Source organism: Rickettsia tillamookensis, assembly GCF_016743795.2.
In the GTDB taxonomy this organism is placed as follows: domain Bacteria; phylum Pseudomonadota; class Alphaproteobacteria; order Rickettsiales; family Rickettsiaceae; genus Rickettsia; species Rickettsia tillamookensis.
On the sequence record NZ_CP060138.2, the window covers coordinates 99,631 to 118,173 of the forward strand.

An 18,543-nucleotide genomic window follows, 5' to 3' on the forward strand; every position below is an offset into this window, starting at 1 on the left:
TAATTATGAATATATTTAATCAATTGAAACAAGATATAATTGCGGCAAGTAAGCAATTATATAATAATCAAGAAATAGTAAATAATGCTACTATTGAAACTCCGAAAGATAGTTTTAACGGGGATTTATCAAGTAATATTGCAATGATTATTGCTGCTAAAGAAAATATTGCTCCTAGGGAAGTGGCTTTAAAGTTTAAAGAAATCCTTATAACATTACCTTATATTGCAAGTATAGAAATAGCAGGACCGGGCTTTATTAACTTTACTATAAAAGCTGATACTTGGCAGATAGCAATTAAAGATATTCTACAGCACGAAGAAAAATTTTTTGAAATTGATATAGATAAAAGCAGAAATATTAACATCGAGTATGTTTCGGCAAATCCGACGGGTCCAATGCATATAGGGCATGCTAGGGGTGCGGTATATGGTGATGTGCTAGCTAGAATTTTGCAAAAGGTAGGTTACTCCGTTACAAAAGAATATTATGTTAATGATGCAGGCTCACAAATAAATGATTTAGTTAGTACGGTATTATTACGTTATAGAGAAGCTTTAGGCGAGAAAATTACTATTCCTGCCGGTTTATATCCAGGAGAGTATTTAATTCCGCTTGGGCAAATTTTAGCGAAAGAATACGGTAATAAATTATTAACGATGAACGAGAATGAAAGGTTCAAAATAATCAAAAATTTTGCCGTAGAAAAAATGCTTGATTTAAATAGAAAAGATTTAGCGGATCTTGGTATTAAACATGATATATTTTTCTCTGAGCAGTCATTGCATGATAAAGGCGAAATAGAGGAAACGGTGAAATTACTTACCGGTATGGGGTTAATTTATGAAGGAACACTTCCTGCTCCTAAAGGTAAAGTTCATGAGGAATGGGATAACAGAGTTCAAAAATTGTTTAAATCTACCGACTATGGTGATAGTCAAGATCGTCCTATAGAAAAAGCTGATGGAAGTTGGTCTTATTTTGCTTCCGATCTTGCATATGCTAAGGATAAAATAGATAGAGGAGCGAGTCACTTAATTTATGTACTTGGTGCGGATCATAGCGGATATGTTAAAAGAATTGAGGCAATAGTTAAGGCTTTAGGCAAAGAGCAGGTTAAAGTAGACGTTAAAATCTGTCAATTGGTCAATTTTGTTGAAAATGGTGTGCCGGTTAAAATGTCAAAACGTCTTGGGAACTTTGCTAGTGTACAAGATGTAAATCATGAGGTAGGGAAAGATATCATAAGGTTTATGATGTTAACAAGGCAAAATGATAAGCCGCTAGATTTTGATTTAGTAAAAGTAAAAGAACAATCAAGAGAAAACCCCATCTTCTACGTACAATATGCACATGTAAGAACAATATCGATTTTATCGAAAGCTATGGAACTAATGCCTGAATCTTATAATGACTTTGAAGAAGGCAAGTATGATTTATCTTTACTATCGTCAGAAGAAGAAATTGAAATCATAAAACTTTTAGCCGCCTGGACAAGAACATTAGAAGCATCTGCAAAATATTTTGAACCGCACCGCATCGCATTTTATTTAATAAACTTAGCTTCAAAATTTCATTCTATGTGGAATTTCGGTAAAGAAAATAGCGATTATAGATTCGTAATTGAGAGCAATAAAGAATTAACTCTAGCACGTCTTGCTCTTGCAAGTGCCATACAGAAAGTTATAGCTAGCGGCCTTGAAGTGATAGGTGTAAAACCGATGAACAAGATGTAATTGTATACTCGATGAATTTCAAAAATTGGCTACGTCGTTCTACAAGAGCTGCGGTTCTCACGTATTAAGTATACGCTGCGGTCCTCGCCTTGTGAACTCCTTGCTCTTTTTGAAATTGATCTTCGTCTACTAATTTTTCGTTTACTAGATATGATCAATAATATTTTTGTTAAAATAGTTCTAGGATGCTTAATATGTATATCCGCTATTTATTTTGGTTATCAATATTATCAGAATAGTAAGCCGGTAATTATTATTTATCCTGATGAGCTGCCTACAAAAATAAAACCGTCTATAATAGAAAATAGCCAAATAGCAGAGGTACATAGTACGATATATGAAAATCTTATTGCTAAAGATACAAATATTAAAACCGTAAAATTGCTTCCTGACCCTGAGAAGCCTATGGATATAGATTCTCGCAATCAAAGTCAAAGCGATGAATCTTCTGACGAAATATCTAACCTTATTGCATTAATAGAGCCAAGTAATAATTCCAGAAATGAAACGGATTTAAATATAATAAAGCTTGAAAAAGGAAGTAAAGCTAATAATATTAAGAGCTGTAATAATTATAAGAGTTATAAAATACAGCTTGGTTCGGTAAAATCTGAAGCAGAAGCGATAAAAGAAGGGGAAAGAATAAAAAAGAAATTCCCAAAAATTCTTAAAAATGTTGTTATCACAACCAAAAAGGTTAAATATGACGACGGCAAATTTTTCTATTTAATCTTAGTTGGTGATTATGGTAGCCTTAGTCAAGCTAAAGCGGTTTGTAAGAAACTGGCTTATAACAAGCAGAGTTGTGTGTTGAAGTGATATTTATATGCTCTATGTCATTCCCGCGAAAGCGGGAATCCAGCATAAAGCGAGGTAAATCGAGTTTTTAATTTCAAGCATTCGCTGTGTTTATACTTTTTTGGATTCCTGCTTTCGCAGGAATGACATAAAGAACCATGCAACAACAACTGCTTGTAATGACGATAAATAAAAATTAAATAATTTATGAAAGAAGCTAAAATAGAAAATATTGATTTTGGGAATGCGTTATCGGAGCGTTATCTTGCTTATGCGTTATCAACGATTATGTCACGTTCGCTTCCTGACGTACGTGACGGACTTAAGCCTGTACATCGTAGGTTATTATACGCAATGCTACAGCTAAGGCTTGAGCCGAATTCCGGTTATAAGAAATGTGCAAGAGTAGTTGGTGACGTAATCGGTAAATATCATCCGCACGGTGATGTGGCAGTGTATGATACTTTGGTACGCCTTGCTCAACATTTTTCATTACGGTATCCTTTAATTGACGGGCAGGGTAATTTCGGCTCTATCGACGGCGATAATGCAGCGGCTATGCGTTATACCGAATCACGTATGACGGAAATATGTACTTTATTAATGGTGGATATTGATAAAGATACGGTAGATTTTCGCCCTACATATGACGATTCAGATTTAGAACCGATAATAATGCCGGCAAGTTTTCCAAACTTACTAGCTAACGGTTCGGAAGGTATAGCAGTCGGTATGGCAACCAATATACCGCCGCATAATTTACATGAGTTATGTGATGCTCTAATATATTTAATCGACCATCCGAAAGCTGAAATTAATGATGTAATGAATTTTATCAAAGGTCCTGATTTCCCAACCGGCGGCATAATTATTGATAAAGCTGAAGTTATTAATGCTGCATATACTACCGGACGTGGTAGTTTTAGAGTAAGAAGCAGATGGGAAAAAGAGGAGCTAAGTTACGGTACATATCAGATAGTTGTAACCGAGATACCTTACCAAGTTCAGAAATCAAAACTTATAGAACAAATAGCAATATTACTAAAGGATAAAAAAATCCCGCTTGTTAGCAATATTAGAGATGAATCAACAGACATTATTAGGTTGATTATAGAACCAAGAGATCGTAGTTGTGATCCGCAGATAGTTATGGAATCTCTATTCAAGCTAACAAATTTAGAAAGCCGCATTCAGCTAAATATGAATGTGATCGGCAGTAATAACGTGCCAAGAGTAATGAATATTTTAGAGGTTCTACAAGAGTTTTTAGCTCATAGACAAAATATTGTTACTCGTAGGTCAACTTATCTTTTAAACAAAATCAAGCATCGTTTAGAAATTTTAGAAGGGCTTAGAATAGCTTACTTAAATCTTGATGAGATAATTAAAATTATACGTGAAGAAGATGAGCCGAAAGCTATAATGATGGAGCGGTTCAAACTAACTGAAATACAGGTAGAAGCGATATTAAATACCCGTCTTCGCTCGCTACGCAAGCTTGAAGAGCAAGAAATTATTAATGAGCATAGTAATTTGCAGAAGCAGCAAGCTATATTAGAAGAGATTTTAAATAATCCTAAAGAACTGTGGAAAATAGTTAAAAAAGAAATAAAAGCAGTACAAACGAAATTTGGGTTAAATACAGTAATAGGGGCTAGACGTACAAGCTTTGAAGAAGTAACGCTTACAAATCAGGTAGTTGATATAACAGCGTTTATTACTAAAGAGCCTATTACTATTATCTGCTCAAAAATGGGGTGGGTGCGTTCTTTAAAAGGTCATAGCACCGATTTATCAACTATTAAATATAAAGAAGGTGATGCAGAGAAGTTTATTATAGAGGCTTACACGACCGATAAGATACTAATAGTAAGTTCGGAGGGTAGGTTTTTTACTTTGCTTGCCGATAATATTTCTAAAGGTAAAGGAACCGGCGAATCTATAAAGCTACTTGTGGATATAGGCAATAACGATATTACTAATATTTTAGTCCATAAACCTGATCAGCTTTTATTACTTGCAAGTAGTGTAGGTAAGGGGTTTTTAGTTAATTCAAACGAAGTAATGGCTCAAACAAAAACAGGAAAGCAAATTATGAACGTGCCTGATGGTCACACATGTATAGCGTGTTTACCTGTAGCGGGTGACGTTGTTGCTTGTATTGGCGAGAGTCGTAAATTATTGGTATTTAACATAGACGAGATACCGGAAATGAAAAAAGGACAAGGCGTAACTCTGCAAAAATTTAAGAATGCTAGGCTTCTAGATATTAAAATATTCAATAAAGAAGACGGCTTAGGCTGGAATAACAATGGAAAAGTAAAACTTGAGAAAAACATTATTGCATTTTTAGGAAAAAGAGGTAGCACTGGTAAGTTACCTCCTATGGGCTTCCCAAAAAATAATAGATTTTCATCATAATTATAATAAAGATTGAGTGTATACAAAAAAACAGCATATTGTACAAGCGAATTATTTACAAATTCGCTTGTACCGTTCTGTTGTTAAAAGTTTTTATAGGTTTTTAAATTAATAGATGTTACTATCTCCTACTCCTATAATATCAACCTGATTATCCTGATGACCTTCCTCTAACTGATAATATGTAAAACCTTCATTATTATTACTGAAAAGATTATAAACCCCGGTTAAGAGTTTATTACTATCTTTAAAAAATTGAATTATAGTAGAACAATCCTCTCTAATTGTATCTATTAAAGGTTTTCCGATAGCGGTAGCAGCCGCCATAAGTGCTGGTACCTTTATTGCATCAAATTTGCTTATAACATGGTTGGGGCTTGAAATTTTTTTTAAGGTAAAACCTATACTTATTAAATGAGGGATTGCAGTAATATATTTATCTATAATATTACTTGTTTCCATCACGTTTTTAAATACATTTAATATAGGAGAGAAAAAATTTTCACTGTCTTCTGACGTTGGTTTTTCTATGTTCTGAGTTACATCTATCTTTATCTTGATAGAATTATCCTGTTTCATATTAAAAAACTTCAATGCTGCCTCAAAATCCCCGTCTTTTGTATAGACTTTCTGAATATTTAAAGCATGTAATATTGTAGATATTTTTTTTTAAGTTGGAACTAGAAACAAAGTTATACGCATCTTTAAATAATAATTTAGAAGCGGTTGCATATCTTGTAACTGCTTTTAATCCATTTACAAAGGAATATCCTGAGTTTGTAAATTGAGCATGATTCATAGTGTTACTCCTGTTTTAAAATAATAAAAATCATATATCACATGATTACCATATATTATGGTTGCATCACAATATATGGTAATTAAAGAAAGTCAATATCTAAAAATAAAAAAGTAAAATATATAATTTTATTTAATCAAAAGGCAGTATAGTACGAATTTTTCAGGATTCGCAGATACTTATGTAATTTATGCTGTGCAGACCAACTTTAAATTCATCTTGGCTGCTAGCTTTTGTAAGTAAATGAAGCACAAAGAATTAGAGAGCTGTAAGCTAATAGAATGGTTTAAAGATTAGCAGAAGAGAAGACAAGATTATTACAACAATGGAACTATAAAATTTATTGATAATTCAATTAAGAAAATGAAATAATCAAGGCATAAGATTGCTCTAAGCCTTGATTATAATAGTGATGGAACTTGTAAATAATTAAAACTTAAGTTTTGTACCTATAAGACCAACAGTACCTCGTGTTGTTTTACTAGGTGCTTCAGGGTAATATACAGGTTTGCCTTTAGCTTGGAAATGAGAAATTTCAGCATATGGTAATAAACCAGGCATGATCTTATATTCAGTAGCGAGGCTTACAGTATCGACAGTGTTTTTATATCTTGAAGTTTTAAGATATTCAAGACTTGTCTTTATAGGTCCTTGTCCATAAGCAACTGCTCCATTGTAATAATAGGTATCACGACCGACTTTATAGTATTCCTTAGCAGTTAAGCTTTTACCTAAATTACCGTAAGAAGCCCCACAAGAGAAATTACCATAAGTAAATACGGCTCCAAGATTATATGCTTTTAAATTAGAAAGCTTATAGGTGTTCAACACTTCTATTACCTTAGTTCCGTCCATTTTAGCATGAACAAGACGACGAGCAGGCTTACCATACTCTCCGGTAGCGGATAATTTTAAGTCTGCATCTTCGCTAATTTCATGTTCATAAGTTAAGCCGGCAGAAAAAGCATCTCTAATATTCTGATTTATAGTCATAGTTTCGCCGTTTCCTAAGGAAATCGTCTTTATTCCGGTTCTAGAAACACTAACTCCGTTTCTTCCTGAGCTTTCAAGCGTTAAATTATTTATATCTTTGTTACCGCCCGTATTAGCAGTATCGGGAGTATAAGAGATACCTGCCTGGAAGCCTTTCATTTTAGGTGTGAAAAAGTTGAGTCTTCTAGCTTTTTCAGTTTTTTCATTGATTTGATCAAAAGAGTTTGAGTATGATTCAAGATAAAAGCTAGCACTAGTATCGAAATCCGGCTTTAAACCGTTATACCTCATATATTGACCATCAAGTAGAGCATATCTATACCATCCTCCGGTACCTGCGGTTACTTGAGAGCCGGTAACACGCAATTTAGCACTTGCATCGACAGGAGAGCCTAATTCTACTTTACCATAACTAGTTTCAATAAAGATATGTGATCCATTATAACTTGCGGAGGTTTTTGCTCTTGTAGTAGGCTGAAGCACTATTTTAGCACCTGCTATTACATCATTGATAGTTTTAGAAATAGTTGCCGCAAACGCTGCTTCCGTGTAAAACCCTAGCTTTTTCCTGTTATCAGTTACATTTTTATCAAATAAAATTAAATGATCCTGTTTAATATAACCGCTTTCAAATAAATAGAATCCTTCTAATTTTATTTCAGTATCAGAATTAGAAATAACAGGTGTTGGATTTTCTTCGGCAAAACCAGCCGATGCAAGGCAAATAATACTTGCAGCTAATAATAATTTTTTCACTTTAATAAAGTCCCTATAAACTTAAATAATAAAATTTTTAGTATTAATAAATATAAATCAACTACGCTAGAATATAATAATACTTTTCAGAATTGACAATAAAAAACGATTTTAATTTGTAATAATTTAATTTAAAGTATATAATGTTGTATTATTATCACTATCATTATTCAAGTAGTCTCAGACTTATAGTTTTAAAGAAAAATTTTGTATTGTAAATAATTATGAGTTATAATCATTAGTTTATTAATTAAATTAAGTTTTGATTATGGCTATAATGTCAGATAAGTGGATAAAGGAAGCTGTTATAAATCAAAGTATGATAAGGCCCTTTGCGGAAAAGCAGGTAAGAATTCATAATAAAGAAAAGATTATTTCTTACGGCTTATCTTCTTACGGCTATGATGCTAGAGTATCTAATGAATTTAAAATATTCACCAATATAAATTCTACTACGGTTGATCCAAAAAATTTCAGTGAATATAATTTAGTTGATAGAGAAGTAGATGTGTGTATTATTCCACCTAATAGTTTTGCTCTTGGCAGAACTATAGAATATTTTAAAATACCGCGTGATGTATTAGTTATTTGTGTCGGCAAGTCCACTTATGCAAGATGCGGTATAATAGTAAATGTGACTCCGTTAGAACCGGAGTGGGAAGGACATGTAACTTTAGAGTTTTCTAATACTACTCCATTACCTGCTAAAATATATGCAAATGAAGGAGCTTGTCAGTTTTTATTTTTAAAAGGTGATCAAATTTGTGATACTTCATATGCCGATCGCCAAGGAAAATATATGAAACAGTTAGGGGTAACTTTACCGTTAACATAACTTTTTTATGTCAGAACCTGCTCACGATCTTAATTTTAAAGCTAATTAAAATCTTTTTAGCCGCAAATTATAAGATTTTTTTGAAATAAGAATACTATTCCTACAAAAACCTTATTAATTTTCGCTTAAAAACCTCTTTAATTATCAATCAAAATAAAATCGTGAATAGGCGCTAAAAAATTATATTAAATTTTTAATAAGGATTTTTATGAGTACAATAAACACCGATACTAATGAGGCAATGCCGCATATTTCCGTTAATGCACAATATATAAAAGATTTATCTCTTGAGAACCCTTCTGCCCCCTCTTCTCTTGCGGCTTTAGATCAACGTCCTCAAATTGATTTATCTCTAGATATAAATATTACTAATTTATCGGAAGAAAATTTCTATGAAGTAGAGTTAAATATCGAAGCAATTGCAAGAAATGAAAAATATAAATTATTTCAGATAGAATTAAAATATGCCGGAGTATTTAATTTAATTAATATTGATTCTGAACAACATCCGATTTTATTATCTGTTCATTGTCCGGCAATGATATTTCCATTTGCTAGAAAAATTATAGCTAGCTGTACTCAAGATGCAGGATTCCAGCCTTTAATGATTGATCCTATAGATTTTGGTGCCTTATATCATAAGAAAATGTCAGAGCATCAAAACTAAGAAAATCATTTAATTATTTAATAAATTTCGTTTTAAACACCATGGTTTTTAAATCACAGATAGAGCTTAATAGTAAAAATTTTATCAATTTGATTAAATATTCTTTACTTATGTAATTAATGAATGTATAAAGCACTAGATAAAAAATTATAATTTAGTTAACAATAATTAACTGTAATTAAATTATAGCACAATATAAAAATTGAATTTTATGGAGAAAAATAATGAGAGTTTTGTTAATTGAAGACGAGCCAGAAATGGCTAACTTAATTGAGCTAACTTTAGCTTCAGAAGGGATAGTTTGCGATAAAGCTTCAGTTGGTGTGGAAGGTTTAAGACTTGGCAAAGTCGGTGGTTATGATCTGGTGATTTTAGACCTTATGTTACCGGATATTAATGGTTTTGAGATATTATTAAGATTGCGTGCTGCAAAAATAAAAACCCCAATCTTAATTTTATCTAGCTTAACGGATACGGATCAAAAGATTACCGGTTTCTCTTCCGGAGCCGATGATTATTTAACCAAGCCGTTTGTAAGAGAGGAATTAATTGCTAGAATTAAAGCTATAGTTAGACGTTCTAAAGGTCATGCAGCATCAGTATTTAGGTTTGATAAGGTTAGCGTAAACCTAGACACTAGAACTGTAGAAGTTGACGGCAAAAAAGTACATTTGACGAACAAAGAATATGCTATTTTAGAGCTATTAATACTTCGAAGAGGAACTATTTTAACTAAAGAAATGTTCTTAAATCACTTATATAGTAGTGTTGACGAGCCGGAAATGAAAATTATTGACGTATTTATTTGTAAACTTCGTAAAAAGTTAAGTGATGCTGCTGGCGGTAGAGATTATATCGACACTGTATGGGGACGTGGTTATATGCTAAAAGAATATGATGAATTACAACAAAAAGAAATTTTAGCACAAGGAGCATAATTAATGCCTTTATCTACTTCTTTACTTGGTAAAAAAAGTACTTATAAAGATAGTTATGATGCGACTTTATTATTTAAAATTCCACGTATAAATAATCGAAATGAACTTAGAATAAATAGTAATAATCTTCCGTTTTACGGTGTAGATATTTGGAATACATATGAGCTATCTTGTCTTAATAAGAACGGTAAGCCATGGGTTGGAGTAGGCACTTTTTATATACCGACGGATTCTGAAAATATAGTAGAATCAAAATCATTTAAATTATATCTAAATTCTTTTAATAACTTTGTTGTTGAATCAATAGAGGAACTAGAAAGAATCATCTTGCAGGATCTAAGTAATGTTACACACGCTAAAATAACAGGACGTATATTTCCTATAAATACAAAAATAGAATTTGGTATTCCAAGCGGTAAAAATATCGATGATTTAGATATAGTATGCAATAATTACGGTCCGCCCGATAATAGCTTAATTGAGTATGAAGATGTTTTAGTAGAAGAAGAGATTAATTCTAATTTACTAAAATCAAATTGCTTAGTAACCGGTCAACCGGATTGGGGTACAATCGTTATAAAATATAAAGGAAAAAAGTTAAAACATGATTCTTTCCTGAAATATCTAATATCTTTTAGAAATTGTAATGAGTTTGCAGAACAGTGTGCTGAGCGTATTTTTACAGACATTAAAAACGCTATAAATCCTGATTTTCTTTCTATTTATATAGTATATACTAGGCGTGGAGGAATTGATATTTGTCCCTATCGTTCTACCGACAAAAGTTATACTTTACCTAGCGATAAACGATTTATTAGGCAATAATCACTTTTCTAATCCATAGAAAAATCCATTCGATGTCATACCGTGGCTTGACCACGGTATCCAGTTAAAATTATTAGTATTTTTTATTGTTTTTATGGACCTAGTTAGCAAACCACGGGGTGACACAGTGGATTTTACCGGTCTACGCAACAATGCCTCCGCACAATGACGATTTGCTATCCACGCAATAGGCGGGATCAAAATCAAAGAATAATTCACGTAAGCAAGCTTTTCGCAGGATAGAAGTTAGTATAATTTTATGATTCTTTTGTAGGATTTTGTGTAGGCTTTAGGCTTTCTACTATTTTATTCAGGTCTATTTGACTACAGATCCCCAGTAATACGGGATCACGAGGACGAATAGAATTCATATTCCAATGGCTACGAGTTCTAATAGCATCTATAGTAGTTTTAGTAGTTCCTATTAATTTAATTATTTGATGGTCTTGGATATTCGAATAATTAGACAATAACCAATATATAGCATCAGGTTTATCTTGACGTCTTGCTATAGGAGTGTATTTAGCACGCTGTTTTTTCTGATTTTTCATCAATTCATCAGCAGGGCTATATGAAATTTGTAAATTAGCATTAGGATCTTTACTGCAACGCTCAATTTCCTCTAAAGTTAACTGACCGTTTGCAATTGGATTTAAACCTTTTATAGATTGTGCTACTTCACCGTCAGCCATACCTTTTATTTCAAATTCATGAATACCACAAAAATCGGCAATTTGTTTAAAAGTTAAAGAAGTATTTTCAATTAACCACATAGCCGTGGCTTTTGGCAGAAGCGGTAATGTTTTTTGCGAATTCATGATAATTGTTTTTTGGCTTAATTTAAGAAGTTATAACAAATAGAGTTATTTAAGTCAATAGACCTCTTGCATAGCGAAGCTAATAAAGAGGAATTTGAAAGAGACACGGAAATGCTTGCCACCGCAGCGTACATGCAAGTAACGTGAGGATGCGGGTACCGGATTGACGTATAAATTACCTTTAGAAGCAAGTTATGCAAGAGGTCTAATCTTCATTTAAAAACTTAACTATTTCCTCAACTACTTTCTTAGCATCACCGAATAACATAAAAGTATTATCGTGATAAAATAGCTCATTTTCTATACCTGCATATCCTGATGCCATAGAGCGTTTAATAAACAAAATCGTACGTGCTTTTTCGACATCGAGTACCGGCATACCGTAAATTGGACTGTTCGGATCATTTTTGGCAGCAGGGTTAGTTACGTCATTTGCCCCAATCACAAGCACTACGTCAGTGGTAGCGAAATCTCTATTAATTTCTTCAAGCTCAAGTACTTTCTCATAATCTATATTAGCTTCTGCAAGTAAAACATTCATATGCCCCGGCATTCTACCTGCTACCGGATGTACAGCAAAACGTACATTAATATCTGAACGTTCTAATATATCAACCATCTCTTTTATGATATGCTGAGACTGGGCTACTGCCATACCGTAACCGGGAACAATTATCACCGATGATGCATTAAGTAGTAAATGTGCCGCATCTTCAGGGCAGCTTGTTTTTGCTACTTTATCGTCATCTATATCCTTATTAATTCCGGTAGGGGTAGGTAAAAATGCTCCAAAAATAACCTTGATTAATGAACGATTCATCGCTTTGCACATTATATAGCTAAGTATAGCTCCGCTACTACCAACTAATGCTCCGGTAATAATGAGTAGACTATTGCTAAGCGTAAAGCCTATACCTGCTGCTGCAAAACCTGAATAAGAATTTAGCATTGATACTATAACAGGCATATCTGCACCACCCACCGGTATTATTAGTAATACTCCAATGAACAGCGATAAAAAGACTATTAGATTAAATAAAAATATATTTTCTGAACGAATAAAAGATATTACTAGAATAACCAATATTATTGCCGTTAATAAGCATATATATTGCTGACCGTAGAATTTTAGCGGGCTACTTTTCATTAAGCCTTGTAGTTTTAGAAAAGCTATAACCGAACCGCTAAAAGTTAAAGCACCGATAGAGACGCCTACTGATATTTCTATTAATGAATTAATCGGTAAACTTCCTGCTATTCCTATAGAAAAATTTTCAGGAGCAAGTATCGTAGCGTAAGCTACAAATACCGCAGCAAGACCAACAAAAGAGTGAAATCCAGCAACTAATTGAGGCATTGCCGTCATGGAGATTTTAAGTGCAATAATCCCTCCGATTATACCGCCTAATAATATGGTTGCTATAATGGGTAATTTATGAGTAAAATCCGGGAGGAAAAAAGTAACGCCGACTGCTATCGCCATTCCCAAGATACCTATGGTACTACCTAAACGTGCTTGTTTCTGTGAGGATAAAAACTTTAGCGACAGAATAAAACAAACAGCCGCAACTAAGTATAATAACTGGATAATTTGTAGGGACATAGGGGAATTACTTTTTTAATGTCATTTCCGTGAGGTATTATTACATTAATAGGTTTTTTTCATTGTCACCCCGTGGCTTGACCACGGAGTCCAGAAAAAAATAAAAAAAGACTGGATACCGTGGTCAAGCCACGGTATGACACCAATACTAAAAAGTAAATCCTATACCTACAGAAACTATTAAAGGATTAAGTTTAACTTTAGAGGTCACGGTTTTATTACCTACTAAATTCGGTTTATACTCAAGTTTAGGATTTAAGAAAAATTGCCTTACGTCAATATTGATTAAAGTATCATCTTTAGCATAAAAATCTACACCTATTTGTCCTACGGCACCGTGTCCATTTCTAATTTTAAGACCGGTAGCTTGCGTAAGCATATAAGAACCGTGATAACCTATGCCTATATACGGTCTTATCCCACCGTAAGGAGCTATATGAAATTGTCCGGTAACCGTTGCAGGAATCATATAAATAGGTTTGTTTTTTCCTAGTTTGACATTATCAACGCCATAATTATGAGCAACGGCTGCAAGGGATGTATATTTAGTGCGTAAAACATTAAAGCCAAGCGATAATTCAGTAGCTAAATAATTGTTAAAGAATATAGTAGTGGATGCATCACCCCCATAACCGTTTTTTGCAACTTCTCCTACTGGAACAGGTTGAGGAGAGGTAGGAGTAGGTAATCCTTTTTGCTTAGCACTTGAAAAAACACCTCCTAGACGCATCTTGAAAACTAAACTTCCTTCGTTTTCGTAATATGGTGTACTATCATAGTCAGGAGCAGAATCTATATCATCATACATGCTTTTAGCAAAACTATTAATACTTATGCTGGATACAAACAAAATTATCCCTAATTTTTTCACTATTCTTAACATATAATTATAACCTTTACTTGCTTAAAATTGATTACCGTATTATTATATAAAATTTTTGTTTATATATAACTCAATGAACTTCAAAAATTGGCTACGTCGTCTTATAAGATCTGCGGTGTTCACGTATTATTAACTGCTGCCGCTCCTCACCTTATAGACTCCTTGCTCTTTTTGAAGTTGATCTTCGTATACTAATACTATTGTCATAAAAGATAGAATTCTTTTATACTAAAAGTCAAGACATTTAAGTAAAATTATAGAAATTATTGGAGCATATTAATGAATGATGCATTAAAAACATATTTAACCGGTATAGGTTGGTTTTTACTTAGTTTAGTAAGTAGTAGTGCCAATGATGTAATGTCTAAATATCTTGGGACTCGTTTACATAGCTTTGAAGTAGCTTTTTTCCGCTTCTTTTTCAGTAGCATAGTTTTACTACCTTTTGTTTTTTATTATGGTAAAAATACCTTAAAAACAAGTCGTCCTTTTGTACATATATTAAGAGGATTATTATTGTTTTTCGGTATGACTTCCTGGACTTACGGTCTTACCATAGCTCCCGTTACTACCGCAACCGTTGTAAGTTTTTCTATCCCTTTGTTTACTTTAATACTTGCCGTATTTTTTCTTAACGAAAATATTATTTGGCAAAGATGGGTAGTTACCGTAGTAGGATTTATAGGGCTTGTTGTTACGCTTAAACCGCATGCCGAGGATTTTAACCCCGAAATTTTGTATTTTGTATTAGCGGCTATTTCATTTGCTATGCTTGATATTATTAATAAAAAATTCGTAATAAAAGAATCGATGATTAGCATGCTATTTTATTCGGCAATAGTAACTGCTATAGTGTCGCTACCTGTAGCCTCGCAATATTGGCTAACTCCTAGTAGTTTTGAATTAGCTTTATTATTTGTACTCGGTAGTAGCGGAAGCTTAATATTATTCTTCCTGCTTAAAGCTTTTTCCATGGTAGATGCAACCGCTACCGCTCCTTATAGATATTTAGAGCTGGTGATTTCGGCAATAGCGGCATATTTCATATTTAATGAGTTTCCCGATAAAAGCACACTTCATGGAGCAATAATAATAATTCCTGCTACCTTATTTATAATATACTCCGAAAAAAAAGCTATGAGTAGAAAACATGAATCGCAGTAAGCTAGTATTTTCAAGCGGTATCGCTAACACTTTTGAATGGTATGATTATGTATTATTCGGTTATTTTGCACCCATAATAGGAGCAAAATTTTTTCCGAATGATGATGCTAATACTTCTTTACTGCAAGCTTTTTTAGTATTTGCTATAGGTTATTTGGCAAGACCACTCGGCGGCATATTTTTTGGTGTTATTGGTGATAGATTTGGACGCAAAGTAGCCTTAACTAGTGCGTTATTTTGCATGTCTGCCCCAACCGTATTAATAGGGATATTACCAACTTACCATACTATAGGTATAACTGCGACTATATTAATGATTTGTGTACGAATTCTACAAGGATTATCAATGGGAGGAGCTTTGACCGGTTCTATTTCTTTTGTTATTGAACATACTAGCCATAAACACCGAGGCTTTACCGGTAGTATTTCAATGTCTAGTATATGCTCAGGTTTATTGCTTGGTTCTTTTGTTTCTTATATCGTTAAGAATATCCTAACAGCTTCACAATTTGATAGTTTTGGCTGGAGAATACCTTTTTTACTTGGTTTTTTTATTCTTTTTGCAGCATTTTATATTAAAAAAAATACACACGAAACACCGAATTTTAAAAATTTAAGAGAGCAGAAAAAGATTTTACAATCACCGTTAAAAAAAGTTATTACCAATCATTGGTTTGATATATTAATCTCGATTTTTATCAATGCTCCCGGTTCGATAATATTCTATTTAACTACAATTTACTTGGTATCGTTTTTAAAAATCAGCCGTAACTTTACTGAAAATGAAGTAAATAGCCTCGCTAGCGTATGTTACGTGATTATGATAGCCATAACTTTATTAAGCGGTTATTTATCCGATATTATAGGTCGTAGAAAAATTTTTGTAATTAACCTGATAATAATTATTATAACAACGCCGTTTTTACTTAATAATTTTGAGAACGGCGACTTCACAAGTGTCATTATTTCACAATTCATACTCGCTATACTTGCAGCTAGCTATATCGGTCCTGAACCGGCATTACAAGCAGAGTTTTATCCTACAAATATACGTAACACCGCACTATCTATTTCGTATAACACTGCTACAAGTATTTTCGGAGGTACTACGCCTCTTGTCTTTGAATATTTAGTACAGAAAACAGGGCATGTAACCTCGGCAGTTTATTATGTCATATTAAGCTGTCTCCTCGCATTAATAGCCCTATCTTTTTACAAAAATAGAAGTTTAGATAAAATATGAAAAAAATTACAAAACCTGCAAACCTAGTTGAATTTAATGATAAAATTGTAGTCTTGACACCTAAGAGTTCTTACTATGGCAATGCTTACGAACACAAAATAACTAAAAAAGGATTAGTTTTTGCTAGTATCTCACAGGATAGCATAAATCACTCCAAAACTGTTGAAAAAATAACTAGTAACGAGGCAATTTCAAGGATAGATATAGACTTATTCGGTGCGTGCCATAGAGTTACTACGACTGTAACGACTGACCGACTAAGACAAGAAGAAAGCGGCTCTTTAGAAATGAGACCTGCTTCTGCAAAAGAGATAGCCCAATTACAAAAATTAGTACAAGATAATAAAATGATATTAGCATGCCAAACCAAAGAAAAAACACTAAAGATTTTAAGTGATTATTTACATAAAGAATTTGGGATGCATGCTAATGAAGCTACAGTAGCATCTTCTGATGAGGTACATATAAGTGGAGAGAATGAAAAGCTAGAATAAGAGCTTTTTAGTAATATAGTAAACGAATTTCTAAAATTCTTCTTGATTTAATAGCAAATATGTGGCAAAAAGAGTTTGAAATAATCTTGCTACTATAGCTTAGGGGTAGAGCACTTCATTGGTAATGAAGAGGTCGGGGGTTCAATTCCCCCTAGTAGCACCACTATACATCCTAAGTTTTGTGAATTTTTAACCTTTCTTGAAAAATTCATACGCTGATTTTAGTCTAGTTTCTGTCAGATACTATTATAGTATTACGTTTATTTTATAAAGCTAAGTTGCAAATAATATAAAACTAATGTATGATTTACATTTAAAATACGGTAATGATTATTTTATTATATGATAGATATCCTTCTTTTTGTACATATTACTATTGCAATATTGCTAATTATAGTTATTCTGATGCAGCGTAGCGGCTCGGATGGAATTAGTAGTATAAGCGGCGGTAATAATATGGGAGTAGTCAGTGCTAAAACAGTCGGTAATTTTCTTACTAAAAGTACTATAATACTTACAACATTATTTTTAATAAACGCAATAGTACTTGCTAACCTTTCCTCAAAAAAGAAATCAGATTTAGTTTCTAAAATTAATGAAATTGAAGAAAATCAAGCAGAAAATAGTTTACCTATAGCTAAATAGTTACAGCTTTATCTAGTAATATCTCTCATACTTGTCATTGTCTACCTTTGTTGGCATTGTTATATGGATACCCGGACAGTCATTGCTAGGAGCAAAGCGATGTGGCAATCCAAAAAAATAATTAAAAAAATTCTGATTTACAGAATTTTTTTTCTTCCTTGCTTCGTTGAAACTTACAATTTCTTCTCGCAATGACGAAAAAATCGGACCATGCAACAAAGCCGTGTGACAATAATTCACAAAATAATTTTAGAAATGTCTATAGAATTTAATATAAAAGAAAAAATTTATATCATTTTATGTACGTTTTTTACAGTCCTTATTATAGTAGGAAACTTAATATATCAAAAATTTGTTTACCTTAATATTTTTAATTTTTATATTCTTGAATTATCCATAGGAGCAATTTTTTACCCGTTAACTTTTTTATTAACGGATTTAATAGCTGAGTTTTACGGTAAAGAAAGAGCCAATTTTTGTGTAAAACTTGCTATTATTTTTAATATAATAGTAGTTTTAATAATAAGTCTCATGGATAAATTGGAAGCTACTAATTGGTCTAATGTTGACAACATAACTTTTCATAAAGTCTTTGGTTCATACCATATATCTTTTTAGCATCAACTTGTTGATATTAATATCTATTTATGGATACGTAAAATTACTAAAGGTAAATATTTATGGATAAGAAATAATTTTAGTACGGCAATTTCTTTATTTATTGATACTTTTATTGTAATTGGGATTATGAGCTTATTTAATATTTTTCCTTTTGACCAATTAGGTCAGCTTGTACTTAATAGCTATTCATTTAAACTATTTTTTACCGTATTTAGTACGCCGATATTCTATTTGGCAGTTTGGTTAATTAGAGGCATTGCTAACCAAAGATAGATTAGTTAATAAATCAACGTCATTGCTAGGA

At 32.6% G+C, this 18,543-nt stretch carries 16 protein-coding genes, 1 tRNA gene and 2 pseudogenes; 14 read left to right on the forward strand and 5 right to left on the reverse strand.

Annotated elements, in window-relative coordinates; all coding sequences use genetic code 11:
• The first annotated feature begins 5 nt into the window (after positions 1-5).
• From argS to parC, 3 genes are all read left to right on the forward strand, one after another.
• On the forward strand, positions 6-1,736 hold the full coding sequence (gene argS, locus H6P87_RS00510; RefSeq protein ID WP_202069604.1) for an arginine--tRNA ligase: 1,731 nt from the start codon (positions 6-8) through the stop codon (positions 1,734-1,736).
• A gap of 150 nt (positions 1,737-1,886) precedes the next feature.
• The gene (locus H6P87_RS00515; protein ID WP_202069605.1) at positions 1,887-2,555 is read left to right on the forward strand and encodes an SPOR domain-containing protein; all 669 of its coding nucleotides are present in this window, start codon (positions 1,887-1,889) and stop codon (positions 2,553-2,555) included.
• Between the two features lie 186 nt (positions 2,556-2,741).
• Positions 2,742-4,955 (forward strand): DNA topoisomerase IV subunit A, encoded by a 2,214-nt coding sequence (parC, locus tag H6P87_RS00520; RefSeq protein ID WP_202069606.1) that lies wholly within the window; start codon positions 2,742-2,744, stop codon positions 4,953-4,955.
• Positions 4,956-5,063: 108 nt separating this feature from the next.
• On the opposite strand, the gene H6P87_RS00525 is transcribed toward parC, so the two are convergent.
• Together H6P87_RS00525 and H6P87_RS00530 are read right to left on the reverse strand one after the other, a co-directional pair.
• Positions 5,064-5,534: a hypothetical protein gene (locus H6P87_RS00525; RefSeq protein ID WP_246437949.1), complete on the reverse strand. Its 471-nt coding sequence runs from the start codon at positions 5,532-5,534 to the stop codon at positions 5,064-5,066.
• A 649-nt stretch (positions 5,535-6,183) separates the two neighbouring features.
• Entirely contained in the window at positions 6,184-7,503 is a 1,320-nt protein-coding gene (locus H6P87_RS00530; RefSeq protein ID WP_202069607.1) for a porin, read from the reverse strand.
• A 268-nt stretch (positions 7,504-7,771) separates the two neighbouring features.
• Between H6P87_RS00530 and dcd the strand changes: the two genes are divergently transcribed.
• From dcd to queF, 4 genes are all read left to right on the forward strand, one after another.
• Positions 7,772-8,338, forward strand: a complete 567-nt coding sequence (dcd, locus tag H6P87_RS00535) for a dCTP deaminase (protein ID WP_202069608.1) — start codon at positions 7,772-7,774, stop codon at positions 8,336-8,338.
• 208 nt (positions 8,339-8,546) lie between these two features.
• The gene (gene secB / locus H6P87_RS00540) at positions 8,547-9,005 is read left to right on the forward strand and encodes a protein-export chaperone SecB (RefSeq protein WP_202069609.1); all 459 of its coding nucleotides are present in this window, start codon (positions 8,547-8,549) and stop codon (positions 9,003-9,005) included.
• Between the two features lie 224 nt (positions 9,006-9,229).
• A complete protein-coding gene (gene ctrA, locus H6P87_RS00545; RefSeq protein WP_202069610.1) occupies positions 9,230-9,943 on the forward strand; it encodes a response regulator transcription factor CtrA in 714 nt (237 codons plus the stop codon).
• A gap of 3 nt (positions 9,944-9,946) precedes the next feature.
• Positions 9,947-10,768, forward strand: coding sequence for an NADPH-dependent 7-cyano-7-deazaguanine reductase QueF (queF, locus tag H6P87_RS00550; protein ID WP_202069611.1), 822 nt, complete (start codon positions 9,947-9,949; stop codon positions 10,766-10,768).
• Positions 10,769-11,025: 257 nt separating this feature from the next.
• Here the strand turns inward: queF and H6P87_RS00555 are convergent, their stop codons facing one another.
• On the reverse strand, positions 11,026-11,586 hold the full coding sequence (locus H6P87_RS00555) for a cell cycle transcriptional regulator TrcR (RefSeq protein ID WP_202069612.1): 561 nt from the start codon (positions 11,584-11,586) through the stop codon (positions 11,026-11,028).
• Between the two features lie 39 nt (positions 11,587-11,625).
• On the opposite strand from H6P87_RS00555, the pseudogene H6P87_RS07200 reads away from it, so the two are divergent.
• Positions 11,626-11,803: pseudogene (locus H6P87_RS07200) on the forward strand (palindromic element RPE1 domain-containing protein); the annotation flags it as partial.
• Here H6P87_RS07200 and H6P87_RS00565 read toward each other — a convergent pair.
• Together H6P87_RS00565 and H6P87_RS00570 are read right to left on the reverse strand one after the other, a co-directional pair.
• A complete protein-coding gene (locus tag H6P87_RS00565; protein WP_202069613.1) occupies positions 11,792-13,189 on the reverse strand; it encodes an NAD(P)(+) transhydrogenase (Re/Si-specific) subunit beta in 1,398 nt (465 codons plus the stop codon). The pseudogene H6P87_RS07200 and the gene H6P87_RS00565 overlap by 12 nt on opposite strands.
• Positions 13,190-13,337: 148 nt before the next feature.
• Positions 13,338-14,072, reverse strand: a complete 735-nt coding sequence (locus tag H6P87_RS00570) for an OmpW family outer membrane protein (protein ID WP_202069614.1) — start codon at positions 14,070-14,072, stop codon at positions 13,338-13,340.
• 279 nt (positions 14,073-14,351) lie between these two features.
• On the opposite strand from H6P87_RS00570, the gene H6P87_RS00575 reads away from it, so the two are divergent.
• From H6P87_RS00575 to H6P87_RS00600, 6 genes and pseudogenes are all read left to right on the forward strand, one after another.
• Positions 14,352-15,236: a DMT family transporter gene (locus tag H6P87_RS00575; RefSeq protein ID WP_202069615.1), complete on the forward strand. Its 885-nt coding sequence runs from the start codon at positions 14,352-14,354 to the stop codon at positions 15,234-15,236.
• Positions 15,223-16,479 carry an MFS transporter gene (locus H6P87_RS00580; RefSeq protein ID WP_202069616.1) on the forward strand — a complete coding sequence of 419 codons (1,257 nt, stop codon included), beginning with the start codon at positions 15,223-15,225 and terminating at the stop codon, positions 16,477-16,479. The genes H6P87_RS00575 and H6P87_RS00580 overlap by 14 nt, the downstream gene beginning before the upstream one ends.
• A gap of 287 nt (positions 16,480-16,766) precedes the next feature.
• Complete coding sequence (locus H6P87_RS07205; RefSeq protein ID WP_338050473.1) at positions 16,767-16,973, forward strand: hypothetical protein; 207 nt, start codon at positions 16,767-16,769, stop codon at positions 16,971-16,973.
• Between the two features lie 88 nt (positions 16,974-17,061).
• Positions 17,062-17,136 (forward strand) — tRNA-Thr (locus H6P87_RS00590).
• Positions 17,137-17,315: 179 nt separating this feature from the next.
• Positions 17,316-17,618 carry a preprotein translocase subunit SecG gene (secG, locus tag H6P87_RS00595; RefSeq protein ID WP_004996773.1) on the forward strand — a complete coding sequence of 101 codons (303 nt, stop codon included), beginning with the start codon at positions 17,316-17,318 and terminating at the stop codon, positions 17,616-17,618.
• A gap of 255 nt (positions 17,619-17,873) precedes the next feature.
• Positions 17,874-18,512: pseudogene (locus H6P87_RS00600) on the forward strand (queuosine precursor transporter).
• The last annotated feature ends 31 nt before the right edge of the window (positions 18,513-18,543 follow it).